The 20203-nt window shown below is 67.7% G+C and carries 21 protein-coding genes and 1 tRNA gene; 9 read left to right on the forward strand and 13 right to left on the reverse strand.

Annotated elements, in window-relative coordinates:
- Nucleotides 1-25: 25 nt before the first annotated feature.
- The 7 genes from fabF to ACE3OK_RS06555 all read right to left on the reverse strand — a co-directional run bounded on the left by fabF (nt 26) and on the right by ACE3OK_RS06555 (nt 5451).
- Nucleotides 26-1264, reverse strand: coding sequence for a beta-ketoacyl-ACP synthase II (gene fabF / locus ACE3OK_RS06525; RefSeq protein WP_374248738.1), 1239 nt, complete (start codon nt 1262-1264; stop codon nt 26-28).
- Between the two features lie 90 nt (nt 1265-1354).
- The gene (gene acpP / locus ACE3OK_RS06530) at nt 1355-1594 is read right to left on the reverse strand and encodes an acyl carrier protein (RefSeq protein WP_374248739.1); all 240 of its coding nucleotides are present in this window, start codon (nt 1592-1594) and stop codon (nt 1355-1357) included.
- A gap of 98 nt (nt 1595-1692) precedes the next feature.
- Entirely contained in the window at nt 1693-2439 is a 747-nt protein-coding gene (gene fabG, locus ACE3OK_RS06535) for a 3-oxoacyl-ACP reductase FabG (RefSeq protein ID WP_374248740.1), read from the reverse strand.
- Nucleotides 2436-3392, reverse strand: a complete 957-nt coding sequence (gene fabD / locus ACE3OK_RS06540) for an ACP S-malonyltransferase (protein ID WP_374248741.1) — start codon at nt 3390-3392, stop codon at nt 2436-2438. The genes fabG and fabD overlap by 4 nt, the downstream gene beginning before the upstream one ends.
- A gap of 99 nt (nt 3393-3491) precedes the next feature.
- Nucleotides 3492-4484 carry a beta-ketoacyl-ACP synthase III gene (locus ACE3OK_RS06545; RefSeq protein WP_374248742.1) on the reverse strand — a complete coding sequence of 331 codons (993 nt, stop codon included), beginning with the start codon at nt 4482-4484 and terminating at the stop codon, nt 3492-3494.
- A gap of 202 nt (nt 4485-4686) precedes the next feature.
- Nucleotides 4687-4881, reverse strand: coding sequence for a 50S ribosomal protein L32 (gene rpmF / locus ACE3OK_RS06550; protein WP_374248743.1), 195 nt, complete (start codon nt 4879-4881; stop codon nt 4687-4689).
- Between the two features lie 51 nt (nt 4882-4932).
- Nucleotides 4933-5451: a YceD family protein gene (locus ACE3OK_RS06555; protein WP_374248744.1), complete on the reverse strand. Its 519-nt coding sequence runs from the start codon at nt 5449-5451 to the stop codon at nt 4933-4935.
- A 117-nt stretch (nt 5452-5568) separates the two neighbouring features.
- Between ACE3OK_RS06555 and ACE3OK_RS06560 the strand changes: the two genes are divergently transcribed.
- The gene (locus ACE3OK_RS06560) at nt 5569-5931 is read left to right on the forward strand and encodes a hypothetical protein (protein ID WP_374248745.1); all 363 of its coding nucleotides are present in this window, start codon (nt 5569-5571) and stop codon (nt 5929-5931) included.
- Between the two features lie 3 nt (nt 5932-5934).
- Complete coding sequence (locus tag ACE3OK_RS06565; protein WP_374248746.1) at nt 5935-6510, forward strand: nucleoside triphosphate pyrophosphatase; 576 nt, start codon at nt 5935-5937, stop codon at nt 6508-6510.
- Nucleotides 6511-6531: 21 nt separating this feature from the next.
- Here the strand turns inward: ACE3OK_RS06565 and ACE3OK_RS06570 are convergent, their stop codons facing one another.
- Nucleotides 6532-8010 carry an ArnT family glycosyltransferase gene (locus ACE3OK_RS06570; protein WP_374248747.1) on the reverse strand — a complete coding sequence of 493 codons (1479 nt, stop codon included), beginning with the start codon at nt 8008-8010 and terminating at the stop codon, nt 6532-6534.
- Between the two features lie 74 nt (nt 8011-8084).
- On the opposite strand from ACE3OK_RS06570, the gene ACE3OK_RS06575 reads away from it, so the two are divergent.
- The 3 genes from ACE3OK_RS06575 to ACE3OK_RS06585 are packed head-to-tail and all read left to right on the forward strand — an operon-like array spanning nt 8085 to nt 11938.
- On the forward strand, nt 8085-9035 hold the full coding sequence (locus tag ACE3OK_RS06575) for an AAA family ATPase (protein WP_374248748.1): 951 nt from the start codon (nt 8085-8087) through the stop codon (nt 9033-9035).
- 4 nt (nt 9036-9039) lie between these two features.
- The gene (locus tag ACE3OK_RS06580; RefSeq protein ID WP_374248808.1) at nt 9040-9993 is read left to right on the forward strand and encodes a DUF58 domain-containing protein; all 954 of its coding nucleotides are present in this window, start codon (nt 9040-9042) and stop codon (nt 9991-9993) included.
- The gene (locus ACE3OK_RS06585) at nt 9986-11938 is read left to right on the forward strand and encodes a transglutaminaseTgpA domain-containing protein (RefSeq protein ID WP_374248749.1); all 1953 of its coding nucleotides are present in this window, start codon (nt 9986-9988) and stop codon (nt 11936-11938) included. The genes ACE3OK_RS06580 and ACE3OK_RS06585 overlap by 8 nt, the downstream gene beginning before the upstream one ends.
- A gap of 16 nt (nt 11939-11954) precedes the next feature.
- Here the strand turns inward: ACE3OK_RS06585 and ACE3OK_RS06590 are convergent, their stop codons facing one another.
- From ACE3OK_RS06590 to dnaX, 4 genes are all read right to left on the reverse strand, one after another.
- The gene (locus ACE3OK_RS06590) at nt 11955-12302 is read right to left on the reverse strand and encodes a histidine triad nucleotide-binding protein (RefSeq protein ID WP_374248750.1); all 348 of its coding nucleotides are present in this window, start codon (nt 12300-12302) and stop codon (nt 11955-11957) included.
- On the reverse strand, nt 12299-12910 hold the full coding sequence (gene recR, locus ACE3OK_RS06595; RefSeq protein WP_374248751.1) for a recombination mediator RecR: 612 nt from the start codon (nt 12908-12910) through the stop codon (nt 12299-12301). The genes ACE3OK_RS06590 and recR overlap by 4 nt, the downstream gene beginning before the upstream one ends.
- Before the next feature lie 79 nt (nt 12911-12989).
- A complete protein-coding gene (locus ACE3OK_RS06600; protein WP_374248752.1) occupies nt 12990-13310 on the reverse strand; it encodes a YbaB/EbfC family nucleoid-associated protein in 321 nt (106 codons plus the stop codon).
- Between the two features lie 41 nt (nt 13311-13351).
- Nucleotides 13352-15058: a DNA polymerase III subunit gamma/tau gene (dnaX, locus tag ACE3OK_RS06605; protein WP_374248753.1), complete on the reverse strand. Its 1707-nt coding sequence runs from the start codon at nt 15056-15058 to the stop codon at nt 13352-13354.
- Nucleotides 15059-15150: 92 nt separating this feature from the next.
- Between dnaX and ACE3OK_RS06610 the strand changes: the two genes are divergently transcribed.
- Nucleotides 15151-15243, forward strand: a tRNA-Ser gene (locus tag ACE3OK_RS06610).
- A 160-nt stretch (nt 15244-15403) separates the two neighbouring features.
- On the opposite strand, the gene ACE3OK_RS06615 is transcribed toward ACE3OK_RS06610, so the two are convergent.
- Complete coding sequence (locus ACE3OK_RS06615; RefSeq protein ID WP_374248754.1) at nt 15404-16483, reverse strand: OmpA family protein; 1080 nt, start codon at nt 16481-16483, stop codon at nt 15404-15406.
- Between the two features lie 217 nt (nt 16484-16700).
- Between ACE3OK_RS06615 and ACE3OK_RS06620 the strand changes: the two genes are divergently transcribed.
- The 3 genes from ACE3OK_RS06620 (at nt 16701) to ACE3OK_RS06630 (ending at nt 20176) form a co-directional block, all read left to right on the forward strand.
- Nucleotides 16701-18719 carry an FAD-dependent oxidoreductase gene (locus tag ACE3OK_RS06620; protein WP_374248755.1) on the forward strand — a complete coding sequence of 673 codons (2019 nt, stop codon included), beginning with the start codon at nt 16701-16703 and terminating at the stop codon, nt 18717-18719.
- Between the two features lie 281 nt (nt 18720-19000).
- Nucleotides 19001-19462, forward strand: coding sequence for a cell wall hydrolase (locus ACE3OK_RS06625; RefSeq protein ID WP_374248756.1), 462 nt, complete (start codon nt 19001-19003; stop codon nt 19460-19462).
- A 102-nt stretch (nt 19463-19564) separates the two neighbouring features.
- On the forward strand, nt 19565-20176 hold the full coding sequence (locus ACE3OK_RS06630; protein WP_374248757.1) for a glutathione S-transferase family protein: 612 nt from the start codon (nt 19565-19567) through the stop codon (nt 20174-20176).
- Nucleotides 20177-20203: the final 27 nt, after the last annotated feature.

The following is a 20203-nucleotide window of genomic DNA, read 5'->3' on the forward strand; positions in this document are numbered from 1 at the left end:
TGCTGCGCAAGGGTGGGGGCAGCCATCAGATCCGCTTGAACACCAGCGTGCCGTTGGTGCCACCGAAGCCGAAACCGTTGGACACCGCCACGTCGATCCTCGCCTCGCGCGCCACGTTCGGCACGTAGTCCAGGTCGCAGCCTTCGCCCGGATTTTCCAGGTTGATGGTGGGCGGGATGATCCCGGTCTGCAGTGCCTTGATCGAATAGATCGCCTCCACCCCGCCGGCCGCGCCGAGCAGGTGGCCGGTCATCGACTTGGTCGAGCTCACCATGGTTTTGTAGGCGTGGTCGCCCAGCGCGCGCTTGATCGCCAGCGTTTCGGCGAGGTCGCCCAGCGGGGTGCTGGTGCCGTGCGCGTTGAGGTAACCGACGTCCTCCGGGTTGATGCCGGCGTCGCGGAACGCCATCGCCATGCAGCGCGCGGGGCCTTCGCCATTCTCGCTGGGCGCGGTCATGTGGAAGGCATCCGACGATGCGCCGAAGCCGGCTAGCTCGCAGTAGATGCGCGCGCCGCGGGCCTTGGCGTGCTCGTACTCCTCCAGCACCAGGATGCCGGCACCGTCGCCCAGCACGAAACCGTCGCGCCCGGCGTCCCACGGCCGCGAAGCGCGGGCGGGATCGTCGTTGCGGGTGCTCATCGCCTTCATTGCGCAGAAACCGCCCATCGCGGTCGGCGAACTGCCGCGTTCGGCACCGCCGGCGAACATCACGTCGGCATCGCCGTACTGGATCATCCGCATCGCCATGCCGATGCTGTGGTTGGCGGTGGCGCAGGCGGACACGGCCGAGAACGTCGGCCCCTTGATCCCGGTCGCCAGCGACAGCTGGCCCGGCATCATGTTGATGATGGTGGAAGGAATGTAGAACGGGCTGATCTTGCGCACCCCGCCTTCATGCAGCTTGACCGCGGTTTCCTCGATGCCCCAGATGCCGCCGATGCCGGCGCCGATCAGCGCGCCGATGCGCTCGGCGTTGGCCTCGGTCACTTCCAGCCCGGCGTCGTCCTTCGCCATCAGCGAAGCCGCCATGCCGTAGTGGATGAAGTGGTCCATCTTCTTGGCATCCTTCGGGTTCACCCAGCGGGTGATGTCGAAGTCGCGGATCTCGCCGGCGATGCGGGTGGGATAGGTGCTGGCGTCGAAGCCTTCCACCCTGCTGATGCCGGAACGCCCGTTGCAGATGCCGTCCCAGTTGCTGGCCAGATCCAGCCCCAGCGGTGAAACGATGCCCATCCCGGTGACCACGACGCGACGCTTGCCCATCTTCCACTCCTTGCAGACAACCAGTGCCTTCTCGAAAACACGGAAGGCCGCAAACGCGGCCCCCGGGGTACTGCGACGCGGGACGCCGGCTTACGCCTTGACGTGCGCCTTGATGTAGTCGATCGCCGCCTGCACGGTGCTGATCTTCTCGGCGTCTTCGTCCGGGATTTCGCACTCGAACTCTTCTTCCAGCGCCATCACCAGCTCCACGGTGTCGAGCGAGTCCGCGCCCAGGTCGTCCACGAACGACGCGCTGGTGGTGACGTCTTCTTCCTTGACGCCCAGTTGTTCGACGACGATCTTCTTGACGCGTTCTTCGATACTGCTCATGTTTCGATGCTCCTCATGGGGCGGGTTAAGCCGTAATGGCGTAGTTTAAGGGAAAACAGGGGGGTGCGCGCCGGCTGCGGTGGGCCGGTCGATGCCACTCACGGCATGTACATGCCGCCGTTGACGTGCAGGGTTTCGCCGGTGATGTAGCTGGCCGACGGGCTGGCCAGGAAGGCCACCGCATGGGCGATGTCGGCAGGCGTACCCAGGCGGCCCAGTGCGATCTGGCCCAGCATCGCCTCCTTCGCCACTTCCGGCAGGTCGGCGGTCATGTCGGTGGCGATGAAGCCGGGAGCCACGACATTGACGGTGATCCCGCGCGAACCGATTTCCTTCGCCAGCGACTTGCTGAACGCGATGATGCCGGCCTTGGCCGCCGCGTAGTTGGCCTGGCCGGCATTGCCGGTGACGCCGATCACCGAGGCGATATTGATGATGCGGCCACGGCGCGCCTTCATCATCCCGCGCAGCACCGCCTTCGAGGCGCGATACACGCTGGTCAGGTTGGTGTCGAGGATGGCCTGCCAATCCTCGTCCTTCATCCGCATCAACAAGTTGTCGCGGGTGATGCCGGCATTGTTGACGAGGATGGAGACCGCACCGAACTCGCTGGAGACGGCATCCACCAGCGCCTCGATGCTGCCGGCTTCGTTGACGTTGAGGCGGCGGCCGTGGCCACCACGCGCGGCCAGCCGCTCACCGATCGCCTGCGCACCGGCATCGCTGGTGGCGGTGCCGATGACGGTGGCACCCAGCGCGGCCAGTGCATCGGCGATCGCGGCACCGATTCCGCGCGATGCGCCGGTCACCAGTGCGACTTCACCCTTCAACAACAACTCGCTCATGCCTTCCAATCCTCGATGGCGCCGGCGAAGTCCGCCGGGGTGCCCAACGCGCGGGCGTCGAGCGATTTGTCGATGCGCTTGACCAGCCCGGTCAGCACCTTGCCCGGGCCGCATTCGGCGATCCGGGTGACCCCGCGCGCGGCCAGCGCCTGCACGCAGCCGGTCCACTGCACCGGCAGGAAGAGCTGGCGCACCAGCGCGCCGCGGATGCCGTCCAGGTCGTCGTGCACGCGGGCGTCCACGTTCTGCACCACCGGCAGCGCCGGCAGCGTCCACTGCAGGCCGGCCATGGTCTCGGCCAGCCGGTTCGCGGCCTCGCGCATCAGCGGCGTGTGCGACGGCACGCTGACCGCCAGTTTGACCGTCTTGCGCACGCCCTTTTCCTGCAGCAGCGCCAGCGCACGGTCCACCGCCGCGGCGTCGCCACCGATCACGATCTGGCCCGGCGAGTTGTAGTTGGCCGGCACCACGACTTGCGCGCCGGAAGCCTCGACGCACACGGCCTCGACCAGCGCATCCTCGGCACCGAGCACCGCCGCCATCGCGCCGGTACCGGCAGGTGCGGCGTCCTGCATCAGCTGGCCACGGATTCGCACCAGGTGCGCACCCTCTTTCAGGCTCAACGCACCGGCCGCCACCAAGGCGGTGTATTCGCCCAGGCTGTGTCCTGCCAGCACGGACGGCTGCATGCCGCCCTGCGCCTGCCACAGCCGCCACACCGCCACGCCCGCCGCCAGCAGCGCCGGCTGGGTGTATTCGGTACGGTTCAACATGTCGTCGGGGCCGGCCTGCGACAGCGCCCACAGGTCCACGCCAGCGCCTTCCGAGGCCTCCTCGAACGTCGTCTTCACCGATGGATGCAGTTCCGACAACTCGGCCAGCATGCCGATCGACTGCGAACCCTGCCCGGGGAACACCAGGGCAAGCGGCGGGGAAACCTGGGGTGCATTCACGCGTGGTTCGCTCCGGTCAACGGCCTGCAAAAATGGCCGGACATGATACGAGTATTTGCTCTACCGCGTCTGTACCCGCGCGTATGGCGGGACTTCCACTCAATAGCGCAGCAGCACCGAGCCCCAGGCGAAACCGCCGCCGAAGGCCTCCAGCAACAGCAGTTGGCCGCGCCGGACCTTGCCGGAACGCACCGCTTCGTCCAGTGCCAGCGGCACCGAGCCGGAGGATGTGTTGCCGTGCCGGTCCACGGTCACGATGACGCGCTCCATCGGCATGTCCAGCCGCTTGGCGGTGGCTTCGATGATGCGCAGGTTGGCCTGGTGCGGCACCAGCCAATCCAGCGCGGACTTGTCGATGCCATTGGCCACCAGCGCCTCGTCCACCACCGCATCCAGCGCCTTCACCGCGTACTTGAACACGTCGTTGCCGGCCATCTTCACCCGCACGCCGGCATTGGGTTCGTCCATCCTGAAACCCGAGGACACGCCCACCGGGTTCCACAGCAGGTCCTTCTTGCTGCCATCGGCGTGCATGTGGGTACTGAGAATGCCGGTCTCGGCATCGGCCTTGAGCACCACTGCGCCGGCACCGTCACCGAACAGCACGCAGGTGTTGCGGTCATTCCAGTCCAGCATCCGGGTCAGGGTTTCGGCTCCGATCACCAGGGCGGTCTTTGCCGCACCGCTGCGGATGAACTTGTCGGCCACGGTCAATGCGTAGATGAAACCGGAGCATGCGGCATTGACGTCGAACGCCATGCACCCGGCCACGCCCAGCTTGTGCTGGACGATGGTGGCGGTGGACGGGAAGATCAGGTCAGGGGTGGTGGTGCCCACCACGATCAGGTCGATGTCGGCGGCGGCAACCCCTGCCGCTTCCAGCGCGCGCAATGACGCTTGCAGGGCCAGATCGGAAGTCAACTCGCCTTCTGCGGCGACATGGCGCTGGCGAATGCCGGTACGACTGGTGATCCACTCGTCGCTGGTCTCCACGCCGCGCTTGACCAGATCGTCGTTGGTCAACACTTGCTGCGGCAGGTAACTGCCGGTGCCGGCGATGCGGGCGTGGATGCGGCTTTCGGACTGACTCATTCGAGTGGAACTCCCAGGCTGTTTCTGCGCAAATGACGCAGGCATCCGGCTAGGTTAGCCGATCGCGCAGCGGCAGGCGGCATTGCCGCCGCGGCGCAGGTGGAACTTCGACGCACGCAGAAACGCCGACGGCCGCGCTGGAAGGGCGCGGCCGGGCGTCATGCGGGCACTGCAACCTTGCGGCCGAAGGGCCGGCAAAGGCTCACTCTTCGTCGACGACCTTGGTCTTCGGCACGATGACCTGCTTGCCACGGTAGTAGCCGTCGGCGGTCACGTGATGGCGCACGTGGGTCTCGCCGCTGGTCGGGTCGGTGGCCAACTGCTTGGCGGACAGGGCGTCATGCGCGCGGCGCATGCCACGACGGGACGGGGAAACGCGGGACTTCTGGACAGCCATGGGACAACTCCAAGAAAAACGTGTGTGACGCGCGATGCGGCGATTATCGCACTATTCCTTCTTCCACCCGGACAACGCCGCGAACGGGCTGGCCTGGGCAGTCTCCTCCACGGTGGGTGCGAAATCGCGCTCCACCGCTTCGGCATCGGGCGACACCGGCACCACCGGCAACGCCAGAATCAACTCGTCCTCCACCAACTCGGCGGGGCGCACCATGCCGTCGACGGGTACCAGCAGGGGCTCGTAGCCTTCCGGCAGGGCCGCTTCCCCGGCTTCGTCGCGCAGCAGGCCCAGTGTTTGCTCCAGTTGCACCGGCAGCAGGAACCGTTGCAGGCTGCGCTGGCATTCCAGCGGCAACTCGGCATCGATCCGCAACCGGACGAACGGCAGTTTCAGCGTATCGGTGCCGAAGGCCAGCACATACCGGGCCTCGCCTTCCACGCCGTGCAAACTGCCGCGCAACCGGGACATCGCCGCCAGTGGAATCCGACCTTCGAACTCCCGCTGCGCGGCCACCATGCGCCAAGCATCCAAGACTTCTGGAACCCGGCTGGCTGGTTGGTCGGACATAAGACGCGAAATGTTACGGAGCTGTTTGCCCCCTGTCAAATCAAGGCGATAGACATTGCATCAGACACCCCGGCAGCCGGATTTGCGGCGCCCCCCGGCCTCGCGCAGACTGTACGGATGAAATTCCTGCTGATCGCACTTGCCCTGCTGGTGCTTGCCGGCCTGTGGCTGGCATTGCGCCAGCGCCATTTGCAGCAACGCCGGCACCTGGCGGTCCGCGCCGTGCTGGACGCCGCCGACACGCTGGAGGCGCGGCTGCGCACCGCGCGCGACGAGATCGAGGCGATCGCCGGCGACGACGGCAACCCGGTGCGCGCGGCGATGCAGGAGCTGTTGCGCCAGCGGTTGTGGCTGCAAGACAACGCGCAGCAGGCCAGCCTGGCCAGGCTGGACGAACTGCGGGCATCGCTGGACACCGCCAGCACCCACCTTGAATCGCAATTGCAACGGGTGGATCGCGCCCGCACCGGAGCCAGCTGAACCATGCCATCCCTGCTGCTTGCTTCCACCTCGCGCTATCGCCGCGAATTGCTGGCACGGTTGCGCCTGCCGTTCGACGTGGCCCGCCCCGAGGTGGATGAAACGGCGCTGCCCGGCGAAGCGCCGCTGGCGCTGGCGGTTCGGCTGGCCCGCGCCAAGGCGCAGGCGGTGGCAGGACGCCACGCAGGCGCTTGGGCGCTGGGCTCCGACCAGGTGGCCGACCTCGACGGCCAGGCGCTGGGCAAGCCCGGCGATCGCACCGGTGCAATTGCGCAACTGCGGGCGATGGCGGGCAGGACCGTGCGCTTCCATACCGCCCTGTGCCTGGCGCATGGCGATGGCCACGCATTCACGCATGTCGATCTCACCGAGGTGCGGTTCCGCGCGCTGGACGCGGGCGAGATCGTCCGTTACGTGGACGCCGAACAACCGTTCGACTGCGCCGGCAGCTTCAAGTCGGAAGGGCTGGGCATCGCCCTGTTCGAAGCCATCGACAACCGCGACCCCACCGCCCTGGTCGGCTTGCCGCTGATCGCCACGTCCGCGCTGCTGCGGCAAGCCGGCTTCGCCCTGCCCTGACACCCTGCGCATCGCAACGGCTCACGGCAGCGACTGCGCGGGAATGGCATAGAGCAAAAACACCTTGCCTCCCCCATCCACTTGCAGCCGTTGCGGTGGCGGCAATGCCCCCAGTTGCGCACGCAGGTGACGCTGGTACGCCTGCGGGCCAGCGAAGCCCGCATGCGAGGGACTGGCCACCAACAGCAAGGGCCCGCGTCCCAGCGCCGCCCGGTCGCTGCGAACAAGGCCCCAGGCCTGCAGTTGCACGGCACGCCCATGGCGGGCGTTCAACGGATGGTCGAGCACCGGCACATCGGGCTGCCCCAGCACGAACCCCAATTCGGCACCGATCTTGAAATCCCCCGCCACCAGTTGCGTGCGCACGGGCATGCGCAGCAGGCGCTGCGTCACCGCATCGCCCAGCATCCCCCAACCCGCGAAGTTGCCCGGATACAGCGCGCTGCCCGCCAGCCGCTGCCGCCACGCCGGTTGCGCAGCCAGCAGCAGGTAGCCCAACGCCAGCAGCAGCCCTGCCGCGGTACTGGCCTGCACGGCCCATCGCCAACCGCGTCGCCCCCCCAGCACGTCAGGCACCAAGGGCAACAGGGCGAGGAAGCCCGGCAGCGGCCAGTGGAAACTCACCCGCTGGCGGTCGGCGAAAAACCCCAGCACGAAAAATCCCAGCACGATCGCGCTGCCGCACAACGCCAGCCAGCGCGCCGCCGGCCGTGCATCACGCAACCCTCGCCATGCCGCCAGCGCCAGCGCGAGGAACAGCAGCGGCGTCACCAATCCCCATTGCAGCAATCCGAGGCGCAATCCCACGCCACTGAACTGCCACGGGTGGCGGTCGATCAACTGGAAGCGCAGACCGGCATCGGCGTGTTGCAGGTTCCACCACAGCAACGGCAACCATGCCAGCGCGCCCACGCTGATCGCCAGCCACAGCCAGGGTGCACGCAGCGCACGCCGCCCCTCGCGCAGGGCCAGCAAGGCCAGCACACCCACCACGATCACCACCGCGAACCGGTAATGCGCCAGCCCCCCCAGCACCAAGCCCGTCGCCAGTTCGCCGGCCACCCACCCGTCCACCCGGCGCAGCGCACGCAACCCGGCATCCAGGCACAACGCCGATGCCAGCAACAAAGGCACATCCGGCAACGCCAACACTCCGGCGGTACCGGCCAGCGGCAGCAGCAAGGCCAGCAGGCCCGCATGCCAACCGGCCTCCACATCAAATTCGCGCGCGGTCATGCGCACCACCAGCCACGGCACCCATGCACCCAGCAACAGGAACGGCAGGCGCAGCGCCAGCGGATGGTCGCCGCCCATGGCCACCCCCAGCCGTGCCAGCCACGCGGTCAGCCCGGGCAGGTCGGAATAGGCCCAGGCCAGGTGCCGGCCTTCCTGCCAATAGAACGCCTCGTCCACGAACAGCGGCAGCCGCGCCGCCAACACCAGCTTGAGCATGCACAGCAGCAGCCATGCGCCGATGAACACCCGCTTCGCCCGCTGCATTCGCATCGCATCCCGCATTGCCGGGCGTCCTCGCTACACTCGCATGCCAAACCCCAAGACCCGATGCCCACGCCATGTCAGCCCACCAGGCACCCGCGCAAATGCTACCCGATGCCCTGCTGCACGCCCTGCACGCGGCGCAGGCGCACGTCAACGCCGTGTTGCTGGGCAAGCCGCTGCAAGTGCGGTTGGCCTTCGTGGCCCTGCTGGCCGACGGCCATTTGCTGATCGAAGACCTGCCGGGATTGGGCAAGACCACCCTGGCGCATGCGATGGCGTCCACGCTGGGGCTGGACTTCGCGCGCGTGCAGTTCACCTCCGACCTGCTGCCGTCGGACATCCTCGGCGTGTCGGTGTTCGAAGCGCACGCGCAGCGCTTCACGTTCCATCCCGGCCCGGTGTTCACCCATGTGCTGCTGGCCGATGAAATCAACCGTGCGCCGCCACGCACGCAAAGCGCGTTGCTGGAAGCGATGGCCGAACGCCAGGTCAGCATCGACGGGCAGACCCGTGCATTGCCGGACCCCTTCCTGGTCATCGCCACCCAGAACCCGGTGGACCTGTCCGGCACCTACCCGTTGCCGGACTCGCAACTGGACCGGTTCCTGCTGCGGCTGGCGCTGGGGTATCCCGACGCAGCGGCGGAACGCGCACTGCTGGCCGGGGCCGACCGTCGCGACCTGATCGCGCACGCCACGCCCACGCTGGACGCCCCGCGCATCCTGGCGCTGCGGCAGGCAGTGCTGGCGGTGCATGCCGGCGATGCCCTGCTGGACTATGTGCAAGCACTGCTGGCGCGCAGCCGCCGGCATCCGGGCGTGCGCGTGGGCCTGTCCCCGCGGGCCGGGCTGGCGCTGCTGCGCGCCGCGCGGGCTCACGCCCTGCTGCTGGGCCGCAACCACGTGGTGCCGGAAGACGTGCAGGCGCTGTTCGCGGCGGTGGCCGAGCACCGGCTGGTGGCCGAAGGCGATGCCGCCGTAGCCACGCTGGCGAAGGACATCCTGCACGCCGTGCCGGTGGACTGACGTGCTGGCCGCGCTGCGCCAGCGCATGCTGACGTGGACGCGTCCGCGCGCGCCGGAAGTGCTGCCGGCGCGACTGGACCGCCACCGCATCTACGTGCTGCCCACCCGCAGCGGGCTGTTCTTCGCGCTGCTGCTGGCCGCCATGCTGCTGGGCGGGCTCAACTTCAACAACAACCCGGCCCTGCTGCTGGCCCTGCTGCTGGCAGGTGCCGCCCAAGCCAGCCTGATCGCCGCCCACCTGCAACTCTCCGGCGTGCGCGTGCTGGCGGTGGCCGCCGAACCGGTGGCCGCCGGCGGCATGCTGCACCTGCGCATCGCACTGGATGCGCTGGATGCCCGCCGCCGTCGCGGCCTGCGCATCGCCCATGCCGATACCCACGTCCACACCACGCTGGATGCCGGCGGCATCACCGTGGAATTGCCCATTCCCGCACTGCATCGCGGCCTGCTGCCGGTACCACGGCTGACCTTGTCCACCGTGCAACCGCTGGGGCTGGCCCGCGCCTGGGCCTATGCGTGGCCGGCCCAGGCGTTGCTGGTCTACCCGGCACCGGAACCACAACCGCCGCCGCTGCCCGCCGCACGCGGCAGCCTTGGCAAGGCCCAGCCCCGCCGCACCGGCGACGAGCCCCACCACCTGCGCGACTACCGCCCCGGCGATGCCCCGCGCATGGTGGCGTGGAAGCCTTCCGCCCGCCACGCCCACCTGCTGGTGCGCGATCCCGAGCAAGAACAGGGCAACGAACTGGTGCTGGACTGGCAACTCACCGCCGGGCTGCCCTACGAGCACCGCATCCGCAGGCTGGCACGCTGGGTCGATGACGCCGAGCGCGCAGACCGCCGTTACGGCCTGCTGTTGCCGGCACAAGCGCCCATCGCCCCCGGCCGTGGCCCCGCCCACCGCCACCACTGCCTGCGTGCGCTGGCCCTGCTGCCGACCGAGGCCCACCGTGGCTGACGTCGCCTCGCCGTCGCTGACTGCCGCCGGTGCCTTGCATGTGCGGCTGGCCGCCCTGGCCTGTCTGCTGCCGCTGTTGCTGCAGTTGCCAGTGGCGCTGGGCATCGGTATCGGTGTCGGTGCCGCCGGCGTGGTGCTCGCCTCCTGGCGCACGCCCCTGCCCGGGCTGCTGCGCCTGCTGCTGATGGGATGCGGGATGCTGGCGGCGGCGTGGGCCTTGCCCGGAATCGGCCGCGATACCGCCTGTGCGGTGCTGGCGGCGATGCTGGCCCTGAAGCCCGCCGAAACCCGCACCCTGCGCGATGGCCGCAGCCTGGTGGGGTTCGGCCTGTTCGCCCCGTTCGCCACATTTCTGCTCGACCAAGGTCCGTTGAGCTTGCTGCTGGCCTTGCTGACCGTGTTGCTGGCCCTGTTGGCGCTGCAACGGCTGGCGCTGGATGAAGGCCAAGCCCCCGCACCTGGCACGTCGCACCCGCTGCAACCGGGGGCACTGCGCGATGTCCTGCGCCTGCTGGCACTGGGCCTGCCGCTGGCGCTGGCGGCATTCTGGCTGTTCCCGCGCCTGCCCACGCCGCTGTGGGGCCTGCCGCAGCGCAGCGTGGCCCCCCCCGGGCTCTCCGACAGCATGACCCCCGGTGCCATGTTCGACATGCTGCTGGATGACAGTCCGGCCGCGCGCGTGCAGTTTTTCGGCAGCACACCGCGCCCCGAGCAGATGTACTGGCGCGGCCCGGTCCTGTGGGATTTCGACGGCCGCACCTGGCATCAGGCAAAAACCCTGCAAGCCCTCGCCCCGGCCCCGATGCAGGCCGCAAGCGCGGGCTGGGAGTACCAGATCGCGCTGGAACCCAGCGAAGACCGCCAACTGATCGCCCTGGACCTGCCCACCCGCGTTCCCGACGGCGCGCGCACCAGCCTCGATTACACGCCTTCGGCCAACGCCCCGCAGTACGGCGTTTCCCGCTGGCGCATGCACTCGGCACCCCCCGCCACCTTCGATGCCGACCTGCCGGCCACGCTGCGCACGCGCGCACTGGCGCTGCCTGCCGGCTACAACCCGCGCACTCTGGCACTGGGCCGGCAATGGCGGCGCGAGGCCGGCCACGATGCGCAAGGCCGCAGCGATGCGGCGATCGCCCAGCGCGCATTGACGATGATCCGCCGCGATTTCGCCTACACCCTCGACGTGCCACCCGCCGGGCGCGACGAGATCGACGACTTCCTGTTCACCCGCCGCCGCGGCTATTGCGAACACTTCAGTTCTGCGTTCGTGGTGCTGATGCGCGCCGCCGACATCCCCGCACGGGTGGTCACCGGCTATGCCGGGGCCTACCGCAACCCGCTGGGAGACTATTGGCTGGTGCGCAAATCCGATGCCCACGCCTGGGCCGAGATCTGGCTGCCCGCGCGGGGCTGGGTGCGGGTGGACCCCACCGCGGCGGTGGCGCCGGAACGCGTGTACGACACCATCGCCGATCGCCAACCGGGCCGCATCGCCGGCCTCGACACCCTGGTGCCGGTCTTCAATGCCGCCGACTGGATGCGCCGCGGCTGGAACGACTTCGTCCTGGGCTTCAACGCGCAGCGCCAGCAAAACCTGCTCAAGTCACTGGGGCTGGGGGCGCTGGGTGCCGCCGCACTGGTGCTGGCATTCGCCGTCATCGCCGTCCTGGCGCTGGGCTGGATGGCGTGGCGCATTGCCCGCGGCGAACGCCAGCGCGACCCACTGCTGCGCGCCTGGCATGCGCTGGAGGCGCGCTATCGCAAACTCGGGCGTGGCCGCGCAGCGCACGAGCCTGCGCAAGTCTGGGCCGCACGCGTTGCGGCAGACACACCGCATGCCGGCACGCACTTGGCGCTCTTGGCCAAACGCGTCTCCGACGTGCGCTATGGCGGCAAGGATGACCCCCAGCTGATTGCAGCGTTACGCAAGCATCGGCCGTGACACCAACCCCGCACGCTCAGGACGTGCCGAACCGCCCCAGCGGCGCGCCAGCCAGCAAATGCAGGTGGATCTGGAACACCGTCTGGCCGCCATCGCCATTGCAGTTCATGACGATGCGGTAGCCGTCTTCGGCAAACCCCTGCGCCTTGGCATAACGTGCGGCGGCGGTGGCAAGCCGGCCAACCACCAGCGCCTCGGCTTCCGGCACGTCGTTGAGGGTGGCGAAATCCTGCTTCGGCACGAACAGCACGTGCACCGGTGCCTGCGGCGCGATGTCACGGAACGCGAACAGGTGCTCGTCCTCGAAGACGATGTCGGCGGGGATCTCGCGCCGCAGGATCTTGTGGAAGATGGTCTCGCTCATCGGGATGTCTCCGTCGGGATTTCGATGCGGCTGCCGAAGGCGTGCGACAGCGTGCCGCGATCCACGTATTCCAGCTCGCCACCCAGCGGCACGCCGTGCGCCAGCCGGCTGGGCTGCACGCCGCGCGCACGCGCCAGTTGCGCAAGATAATGTGCCGTGGCTTCGCCTTCCACCGTGGGATTGGTGGCCACGATCAGCTCGCGCACCTCACCTTCTTCCAGCCGTTGCGCCAATACCTCCAGGCCAAGCTCGCGCGGGCCGATGCCGTCCAGCGGGCTCAGTCGCCCCTGCAACACGAAGTACAGCCCGCGAAAGCCGGTGGCCTGTTCGATGGCGAGCCGGTCCGCCGGGGTTTCCACCACGCACAGCAGTTGCGCGTCACGCGCGCCGCTGGTGCAGGTGGCGCAGACATCGGTTTCGCTGAAATCCCGGCAGCGACGGCAATGCCGGATCTGCTCCATCGCCCGTGCCAGCGCCGCAGACAGCCGCCGCCCGCCGTCGCGCTGGCGCTCCAGCAGGTGGTAGGCCATCCGCTGTGCGGATTTCTGGCCCACGCCCGGAAGGACACGCAGCGCGTCGATGAGTTGTTCCAGCAGGGAGGTGGTCATGCGTCAGAGGTCTGGTTGCGTACATGGATGTGCACGCGCGGCGCGCAAGCGGCGGCAGGATGCCCCGTCATTCGCAAGCTCAGAACGGCAGCTTCATGCCCGGCGGCAGCGGCATGCCGGCGGTGGCGGCGGCCATCTTCTCCTGCGAGGCGGCATTGATCCTGTTGACCGCGTCGTTGAACGCCGCGGCGATCAGGTCTTCCGCCATCTCCGGGTCGGCCAGCGCGGCCGGGTCGATGCGCACCTTGCGGCAGTCCATGCGGCCGCCCAGCGTCACGCTGACCATGCCGCCGCCGGCGTTGCCGGTGACTTCCAGCGCGGCCACTTCTTCCTGCGCGCGCTGCACGTTTTCCTGCATCTTCTGCGCCTGCTGCATCAGCTGGGCGATGTTTCCACGCATGTCGTTCTCTTCCGTCGTCGCGTTGTGAAATAAGGGGAACCTCAATGGCCGCCCAGCGGGCGGATCGACTCCGGCACCACTTGCGCACCATGCTGCTGCACCAGCCGCTGGATGGCCGGATCGGCGAGGAAGCCGGCTTCCGCACCGGTCTGCCGCGCATCGCGTTCGCGCAGGTTGCGGGTGCTGGCTGTTTCGCCCCGCCCCACGCCGATCTCGAAACGCACCTGCACGCTGCCGCCCAGCAACTGGCCGATGGCATCACCCAACTGCAAGACCAGGCTGGCGGATTTCAAATGCTCCTGCTCCGGTGTCAATGACAGCCGCAGCACCCCATCGCCATGCGCCACGAAAGCGGCATTCTCCGCCAGCAACTTGGCCGGCCCACGCAAGCCGCAACGGCCCACCAGCTCCAGCCAGTGCTCGGAATCGGTCACCACCAGGGCCGTACTGGCCGCCGCCGACACTGGCGCTGCCGGCACGGCCGTCGGCAGCGGCGCAGACGCAGGCACCGGTACCACGGGAGCCGGCACGGGCGTCGCCAACGAGGCGTCCATCTGCGCGCGCGCGCGCGCGGCGGCATCGCTGCGCGCCTGCGGCGAGGCCGCGGGTGCCATCGTCGGTGCCTGCCGCGTGGGTGCTGCCGCAGGTGCTGGCGTGGCCTGCGCGACGACCTCGGGCCGGAACGCCAGCATCCGCAGCAGGGTCATTTCGAACCCGCTGCGCGGGCTGGGGGCGTACTGCAGATCACGGCGACCGTTCAGTGCCATCTGGTACCACAGTTGCACCTGTTCCGGGCGCAATTGCGCCGCCAGCGCATCCACGTCGATGGCATCGCTGCCGACATCGACGCCAGGCACCAATTGTCTGACCTGGATGCGATGCAAGGCCTGCGCGAAAGCATCCAGGATACTGGCCCAATCCGGCGAGAACTCCGCCAGCTGTGCCGCTTCGTCCATCATCCGCGCCCCATCGCCGTCCGCCAGCGCCGCCAGCAGCGCCTGCACGCGACTGCGGTCCACCGTACCCAGCATGGTGGCCACGGTGGCTCCATCAAGCTTGCCGCCGGCATAGGCAATCGCCTGGTCCAGCAGCGACAACCCGTCGCGCAGGCTGCCATCGGCCGCCCGCGCCAATTGCGCCACGGCATCGGCATCGGCCGCGATCCCTTCCGCCACCAGGATTTTCTCGATCTGGCCACGGATCTGGCCTTCATCCAGCCGCTTCAAGTTGAATTGCAGGCAGCGGCTGAGCACCGTCACCAGCAGCTTCTCCGGATCGGTGGTGGCGAACAGGAACTTGACGTGCCCCGGCGGCTCTTCCAGCGTCTTCAGCAACGCATTGAACGCCGCCTTCGACAGCATGTGCACTTCGTCGATCAGATAGACCTTGTAGCGTCCGCGCGACGGCATGTATTGCGCGTTCTCGATCAACTCGCGCACGTTGTCCACGCCGGTATTGGAGGCGGCGTCGATCTCCAGCAGGTCGATGTAGCGGCCGGCGTCGATGGCCAGGCAGGTCTCGCACTCGCCGCATGGGTCGGAGGACGTGCCACGCTCGCAGTTCAAGGACTTGGCGAAGATGCGCGCGATGGTGGTCTTGCCCACCCCGCGCGTCCCGGTGAACAGGAAAGCGTGATGGACACGACCGGTTTCCAGCGCATTGGTCAGCGCGCGCACCACGTGTTCCTGGCCGACCAGTTCGGCGAAACGCTTGGGACGCCACTTGCGGGCAAGCACGAGATAGGACATCCCGGCATTGTGGCACGGCACAGCCGGGCATCGTGGCGCGCCAACGGAAATTCTTGTGAAGTCGGCAATGCCCCGCTAGAATGCGCGGTTCCGGAGAGGTGTCCGAGTGGTTGAAGGAGCACGCCTGGAAAGTGTGTAAGCGTCTAAACCGCGCTTCGGGGGTTCGAATCCCCCTCTCTCCGCCAGACATGAAAAACGCCCCCACGTGGGGCGTTTTTCATGTGCGCGACAGCGCGCCCGGATTCAACCGCCCGGCAGGATGGCCGATCAGGCCCGCGAAGCCGCACTCGCAAAACGAAACCCGCCTTGCGGCGGGTTTCGTGACTTGCGCGCTGACAGCAGGAATTACTTGCTGTTCAACTCGGTACGGCGGTTGATTTCGCTCTTGCAGGCCGGCATGGTCTGACCCTTGTCTTCCAGCGGACGGCTTTCGCCGTAGCCATTCGGGCCCGCCAGGCGACCGGCATCGACGCCATTGCTGGTCAGGAAGTCATACACGGTCTTCGCGCGACGCTCGGACAGCTTCTGGTTGTAATCGTCCTTGCCGCACTGGTCGGTGTGGCCGGCCACTTCCACCTTGAGCTCCGGATAGCGCTTCAGGATCTCGACCGCTTCGTTCAGGATCGCCACGGCGTCCGGACGCAGGGTCGCCTTGTCGAAATCGAAGTTCACGCCCTTCAGGTCGATCGACACCGGCACCGGGCAACCGTCCGGACCGATGGTCTGACCCGCCTGCGAGCCCGGGCACTTGTCGTTGCAGTTGTTGACGCCATCGCCGTCGTCATCCATGTCGGCACAGGTCGGCAGCGGAGCCGGGGCCGGAGCCACGACAGCCACCGGGGCCGGGCCGAGGGCGTAGGTCAGACCCACCGATGCCAGAACATCCGTGAACAGGTTTTCCTGCGAGCCGATTCGTGCCTGCTTGTTGTCGAAATCAATGCGGCTGCCCACTTCCGTGCGCACATTGACACGACCCAGGTCCAGCTGCATGCCGACACCCAGATTCAAAGCAGTATTCGAGTCCTTGTGGATACCCGGGCTCGGAAGCGGAGTGGCATTGAACTCTTCTTCGTGACGCTGCAAACCGATGCCACCACGCACGTAGGGCCAGAACTTTGCACCTTCATGCCGGAAGTGGTAGCGCGCATCCAGCGAAACGCCGTATTGGCTCCATGTGTAGGCGCGATTGATGTTCTTGCGCGGATTCTGGTAGTTGATCTCAGCATCCAGCGAAACATTCGGGGTCAGGAACTTACCGAAACCCACCGTGCCAAAGATGGCATCTTCGGTGCCACGGTCGTGGTCTTGCAGATTCACGCCGGTCGAACCCGACACATACCAGCGATCATCGAACTCCTGGGCGGACGCAGCCTGCGCCAGACCCAAGCCGGCCAGCATGGCGGCGCAGAGGAGTTTCTTGTTCATGTTCAGCTCCTTGATTCAGTTTGAAGAAACCGTGACACATTGAGAGGTTGTTGCAGGCGGCTGTATCCGCACGCCACCCCTGTCCACAGACAGCCCGGCACACGAAAACCCCGTTAACACTAGCATAACTTCCACGTCCCGCAACATCCACTCATCCGAGGGCTGGTCGATGATGGCCTGGCGTGCAGCCAACCGTACGCATGGGTATGCTGTGCCGATGACGACATCCTACCCCCACCTGCTGGCCCCCCTCGATCTCGGCTTCACCACCCTGCGCAATCGCGTCCTGATGGGTTCGATGCACACCGGGTTGGAAGACCGCGCCACCGACTTCCCCAAGCTGGCCGCCTATTTCGCCGCGCGCGCGGAGGGCGGGGTGGCATTGATGGTGACCGGTGGCTTTGCGCCGAACATCACCGGCTGGCTCAAGCCGTTCGCCAGCCGGATGTCGATGCCTTGGCATGCACGCAGGCATCGGCAAGTCACCGCCGCCGTGCATGCACAGGGCGGCAAGCTCTGCATGCAGGTGCTGCATGCCGGCCGCTACGCCTACCACCCGCTGTCGGTCGCCCCATCGAAACTGAAGTCGCCGATCAATCCCTTCACACCCCGTCAGCTCGGCGTGCGCGCGATCGAAGCCCAGATCCGCGACTTCGCCACTGCGGCCAGGCTGGCCCGCGACGCCGGCTATGACGGCGTCGAGATCATGGGGTCGGAAGGCTATCTGCTGAACGAATTCACCACCGCGCGCGCCAACCGGCGCGAGGATGGATGGGGCGGCGATACCGCGCGCAGGATGCGCTTCGCAGTGGAGATCGTGCGTCGCGTACGCGAAGCCTGCGGGCCGGATTTCATCCTGATCTACCGACTGTCGCTGCTGGATCTGGTCGAAGGCGGCAACGACTGGGACGCCATCGTCGCCCAGGCGCGCGCGGTGGAAGCCGCCGGCGCCACGCTCATCAACAGCGGCATCGGCTGGCACGAAGCACGCATCCCCACCATCGCCACCTCGGTGCCGCGCGCCGCGTTCACCGGCATCACCGCCAGGCTGAAGCCGCATGTACAGGTGCCGCTGATCGCCAGCAACCGCATCAACATGCCGGACGTGGCCGAAGCGGTGCTGGCCGCCGGCCACGCCGACATGGTGTCGATGGCACGCCCGCTGCTGGCCGATCCGCAGTGGGTGAACAAGGCCCGCCGCGGCGAAGCGCAGCGCATCAACACCTGCATCGCCTGCAACCAGGCTTGTCTGGATCACGTGTTCGAGAACAAACGCGCCAGTTGCCTGGTCAATCCGCGCGCCTGCGCCGAAACCGAACTGGTGGCCGGCATGACCGACGTCCGCAAATCGATCGCCGTGGTCGGTGCCGGCCCGGCCGGGCTGGCCTGCGCCACCGAAGCCGCCGCCCGCGGCCATGCGGTGGTGCTGTTCGATGGCGCCGGCGAGATCGGTGGCCAGTTCAACATGGCAAAGCGGATTCCGGGCAAGGAGGAGTTCCATGAACCGCTGCGCTATTTCCACCAGCGCATCGCCGATACCGGGGTTGCGCTGCGCCTGCATACCTGGGCCGATGCCGATGCGTTGGCCGGCTTCGACGAGGTGGTCATCGCCACCGGCGTGCGGCCCCGTGCGGTGGCATTTCCCGGCAGTGACGATCCGCGCGTGGTCAGCTACCTGGATGTCCTGCAAGGGCGCGTGACCGTGGGTGCGAGGGCCGCCATCATCGGAGCCGGCGGCATTGGTTTCGATGTGGCCGAATTTCTCGCCCAGTCCGGCCCTTCGCCCAGCCTCGATCCGGCACGCTGGATGGCCGAATGGGGCGTGGATGCCCGCGTCGACGCCCCCGGCGGCCTGACCGCGCCACACCCCGAAGCACCGGCACGGCAGTTGTGGCTGTTGCAACGCTCACCCGGCAGGCCCGGGGCACGGCTGGGCAAGACCACCGGCTGGATCCATCGCGCCACCCTGAAGGCCAAGCAGGTCCGGATGCTGGGGGGCGTCGAATACCTGGGCATGGAGCCGGGTGGCCTGCGCATCCGCGCGGACGGTCACGAGCAGACGCTCGCGGTGGATCACGTGGTGGTCTGCGCCGGGCAGGAGCCCCGCCGCGAGCTGCACGACACCCTGGTGGCGGCGGGCCGCACTCCGCATCTGATCGGCGGCGCGAAACTGGCCGCCGAGCTGGATGCCAAGCGCGCCATCGATGAAGGCACGCGCCTGGCATTGCGGCTGTAGCGCCCGACTTCCGAACAAAAACTCCAATCGAATCAAATGCTTTCTGTTTTGGCATTCAGCTGGCGTTAGGGAATCCCCCCCTAAGGTGCGCCCAATTTCGCCTGCCGGGCCGGCCCAGAAGCCCCCCACGCCCGCAGGTCCACCGGCACGCCGGCCGCACCCTGAACCGGTACGGCGCGCCCGGGCAAAGGCCGCCACAGAGCTGCCGCCCTCCTTAAGTAACGCCATGTCGTGTGCCTGCATGTCCGGGCACGCGCCGCAACGGAGCAAGGAGTCGAACCATGAAGCTCGCCTGGATTCTCTGGCTGTCGCACGTGTTGCCGCAGCCCGCCGCTGATTCACTGTGCCTGTCCACCACCGTCTATCTGGAAGCCCGCGACCAGTCCGCGCTGGGCCAGCAAGCCGTTGCCGAAGTCGCCCTGCGCCGTCGCGACAGCGGCCTGTGGGGCCGCAACCTGTGCCAGGTGGTCACTGCGCGCAAGCAATTCGCGCCCACCCTGCTGTCCCCGCAGACCCGGTTGTCCAACATCGAGGCCTGGACCGAGGCGGTCAGCGTGTCGCTGGCCTCGGAGCGCAACTGGGCGCTGCCACGCGACCAGCGCAAGCTGGTGGTGCCGGGTGCCAGCCATTTCGCCGCCACCGCGATCGCCAGCCCCAGCTGGAACAGCGCGATGCAGGTCGCCACGATTGGCGACCACACGTTCTACCGGGTACAAAGCCTGCGTCCACGCCGCAGCATCTGAGCGCGACAACCCGCAAGGCCGGCAACACAGCGTTGCGCCGGCCTTCATCGCCAGCACACCGTCGATCGTCGATAGTGGCGTCTCCTCAAGCGAGACCACGTGATGAAGCTCTTTACCTCCCCGGGTGCCTGCTCCACCGCCGACCATATCGTGCTGCAGTGGATCGGCGCACCTTATGAATTCCAGGTCGTGACCCGCGAGCAACGGGCCACGCCCGAATACCGCGCCATCAATCCTTCCGGTGCGGTGCCGGCATTGCAGGTCGGCGACTGGGTGCTGACCCAGAACTCGGCGATCCTGCACTACCTCACCGACCGTTTTCCCGACGCGGGGTTGTGTGGCGACGGCACCCCGGAAAGCCGTGCCGAAGTCAATCGCTGGCTGGCCTGCGTGAATGCCGACGTGCATCCGGCGTTCAAGCCGCTGTTCGGGGCCACCGCCTATCTCGAAGACCCGGCGATGATCGCCCGCAGCCATGACAACGCCCGCAAGCAGCTGCGCGGCCTGTTCGAGCGCGCGGATGCGCAACTGCAAGGCCGGGACTGGATCGCCGGCAGGCGCTCGATCGCCGACCCCTACTGGTTCATCACCCTGCAATGGGCGAAGAAGACCGGCGTGGATCTGTCGGAGCTGGACAACCTCGCCCGTTTCGACGCGCGCATGGCCGCCGACCCGGGCGTGCAGGCGGCGATGAAGGCCGAAGGCCTGCTCTGATCTGCCGCCACCGCAAAACAAAAAAGG

The sequence above is a fragment of the Thermomonas sp. genome (genome assembly GCF_041905325.1).
In the GTDB taxonomy this organism is placed as follows: Bacteria; Pseudomonadota; Gammaproteobacteria; order Xanthomonadales; family Xanthomonadaceae; genus Thermomonas.